This is a genomic window from Rhodopirellula maiorica SM1 (assembly GCF_000346295.1).
Classification (GTDB): domain Bacteria; phylum Planctomycetota; class Planctomycetia; order Pirellulales; family Pirellulaceae; genus Novipirellula; species Novipirellula maiorica.
In genome coordinates this window covers 1-3,110 of sequence record NZ_ANOG01000510.1, presented here as the reverse complement: position 1 = coordinate 3,110, position 3,110 = coordinate 1, and the positions used below count along the sequence as shown (strand labels likewise).

Genomic DNA, 3,110 nt, shown 5'->3' with positions numbered 1-3,110 from the left:
CCCAGCGACCATGACGTCCCGGTGCTCGCCGTTCGCGACGCTGACGAAAACCTGACCGCCGTGCTGTTCGGATACGCGTGCCACGCGACGACCCTGAGCGGCTATCAATGGTCGGGGGATTACCCAGGATACGCTCAAATTGAACTCGAAAAAAGCCATCCCGGCTGTGTCGCACTATTCTTTGCGGGTTGCGGCGCTGACCAAAATCCACTGCCACGCCGAACGGTAAGCTTGGCACAGCATTATGGCCAACGATTAGCAACCGCCGTGGATTCGGTCTTGATGACGTCGCTGATGCAACCCGTCGAGGGACCGCTGCGGACGGCGTACGCAGAGATCGACCTGCGCCTGGATACGCTGCCGACGCGGGAAGAAATCGAGTTGAATTCAAAGTCCGACAATCGCTACGAGGTTGCCCGGGCTACCATGCTGCTCGAACAAATTGATGACGGTGTCCCGCTCAGCCAGACGTATCCGTACCCCGTCAGTGCTTGGTCGATCGGCGATGATCTTCAATTGGTCACACTCGGCGGCGAAGTCGTCGTGGATTACGCGATTCGGTTGAAAAGCGAATTGGCAGGAACTCGAACATGGGTGGCCGGTTACGCCAACGACGTGATGGCATACATTCCATCGCGACGGGTGTTGGGCGAAGGCGGCTATGAAGGGGGTGGAGCAATGGTTTACTACGGGTTGCCCACCGTGTGGTCGCCAGAAATCGAGACCGACATCATCAACGAAGTCCATCGACTGATCGATACAGAATCAGTGGAAAGTACCAATCCGCAACTGACTAACCGACCGCAATAACATCGTTCTGGCACGAAAGAAAACCAGAACCAAGCCGTGCAACTTCGGATCCGCTCGGCAATAAGTTCGTCGTTAAAATTTCATTACGAATCATTTGAGAAAGAAGTGTTTTCACCGTAGTGGACGACAAATGCGTGGGCTCAATTGTGCTCATTCAGCGTCGCGATGGCGAGTTCGTCAAGGAAGCTCGCGTTTGACAGCAGTTCATCCGCAACGCTCGTTGAAGTTGCCGCGTCAGAATGTAACAACACCTCGGTATCCCCAGCGGACAACGTTGCACGGGAAGCGGCGTCGGCCGAAATCGACGAATCGATGCCTGGCAACCGAAGTTCGCCATCCCGCTGGGCCACTGGTTCATCGAATCGATGCGACGCGGCTACGCGAAGTGGACTTGTCTTGACAAAATCGGCTGCCACCGCTTCGCCATCGGCTGTGCTTTGGATAAACGTTTGAAACGGCAATTCATTGATCACTTTCAAGGCGTCCGCGGCTGTGATGACGCCGTTGCCATCGGTATCGAAATAAGTGCCGGGCCAAGACTCCATCCCCATAGGATCAATCAACTGTCCTTGAAGGCTGGAGTATCGGCGTTGATTCAGTTCATTGATAACATCCAGTGCATCGGCAGCCGTGATGCCGCCGTCATTATTCACGTCGGCCGGGTTCAGAAAATTCTTAAACGGACGCTGAGATTCAACAAGAATCGATTCCTCACCATTTTGATTTTGTGCCTGCAACATAAATGTGCCATCGACCACAACCGAATCAATCATCCGCCATTGGTCGGCCTGTTTGACCTCGACTACGTCGGCGACGCCCGTTGACACCATGACCGTTTTTTGAATCGGCGATAACCGCTGAATCGTCGCTGCATCCAAAGTGACTCGGTTGACATTGACGACCGAGAGCGAGATGTGGCTGATGTCGGTCGCATCGACCAGCGGATCGGTCAAGTCAAGATTTCCGTCACCAAGAATGGAGAGCAGGTTGTTTCCTGTGCTACCTGCGATGACCAGCCCGCGACTTGGGATGGTGAATCCACTTCCAAGATCAATCGAGATATCGTCATCGGATGCAGTCCCGTTGATGGTCAGCGATCCGACAAGGCTCGACGATGCCCGAAACAATTCGGTCACTCCGCTGCGAACCACATCGTCGGACTCATCCCGTGAAATGGCGACTGCACCGTTGATGACGTTGATAATAACGTCCGAGCCAAGATCGCCATCGAGAATGGTTTCCATATAGTCTTCGACCTCGCCGTCGGCAGCAGCCCCGGTGACGCCGAGTCCACCGGCACTGCTGATCCGGAATCGAGCGTATGTCTCGCCCGCCGTGGCACCTTGGGGAACCGAGTAGCTGAGAATGTTTTCACCGGCGGTCACTGAGATGCTGTTGAAGATTTGCTCACCAACATCACTCCAATCGCCGTCGGCATTAAAATCGATCCAACCATCGAGAAATCCATCCTGCGAAGCCGTGAGATGAATACTCGCCCGTGTCGAATCTGCTGCGCTCGCTACCGGGCTGGCCACTGCAAACACACCGTCATCGTCACTGCCGTCATTGTCGGCCGCTTCGCTGTGGGTGCCATCGATTTCGAAGTCCACGGAATCGCCTAGAAAGAGTGGACTTTCGGCGTGCCGAGCACCGTCCTGCTGCCGCGTGACCGGGTAATTAGCTGGAGCATCACCGAAATCCAACTCAATATCGTCATTGAGGATCGTGCCGAGAGCCGTGGCGGTCGAAATCGTCGCAGTGCCACTGCCACTTGAACTAGGCGAAGTGAGGGTGACAACAAAACCTTCATCCGATTCCACTTCCATGTCATCACTGACATTGAACGTGATTGTCTTGCTGACATCACCGACGTCAAAGCTGATTGTGCCGGAGGGAACGTACCAGCAAAATCGTCGGCGGTCGCACCGTCGACCTGACTGCCAGTGACCTCGAAATCCACGGTGCCAGTGACACTCGTCAACCCACTGCGTGTCACCGTGAACGTGAACGGAGTCGTTGCAGCATCACTTTCGGAATTCACGCCCTCCGTAGCGACAATCGCATAGCTAAGATCGTCATTCTGAATCGTGCCGGTGGCCGTTGCGGTTGTGATGGTGCCGATACCACTGGGCGAATTAAGCGTGACGATGAAACCTTCGTCCGATTCCACGTCCACGTCATCAATGACGTCAACCGTGATTGTCTTGCTGATCTCATCCTCGGCAAAGTCGATGGTGCCCGATGGGAACGTACCGCCGAAATCGTCGGCGGTTGCTCCATTCGACCGGCACTCGGCCGGT

The 3,110-nt window shown here is 55.0% G+C and carries 2 protein-coding genes and 1 pseudogene; 1 reads left to right on the top strand and 2 read right to left on the bottom strand.

Annotation, left to right across the window (positions count from 1 at the left end; all coding sequences use genetic code 11):
- Window positions 1-810 (top strand): hypothetical protein (locus RMSM_RS41005; protein WP_040767419.1); only part of this gene is annotated, 810 nt, incomplete at its 5' end.
- Window positions 811-950: 140 nt separating this feature from the next.
- On the opposite strand, the gene RMSM_RS16220 is transcribed toward RMSM_RS41005, so the two are convergent.
- The gene (locus tag RMSM_RS16220) at window positions 951-2,420 is read right to left on the bottom strand and encodes a GEVED domain-containing protein (RefSeq protein ID WP_008698313.1); all 1,470 of its coding nucleotides are present in this window, start codon (window positions 2,418-2,420) and stop codon (window positions 951-953) included.
- 8 nt (window positions 2,421-2,428) lie between these two features.
- Window positions 2,429-3,110 (bottom strand): annotated as a pseudogene (locus RMSM_RS41000) (hypothetical protein); the annotation flags it as partial.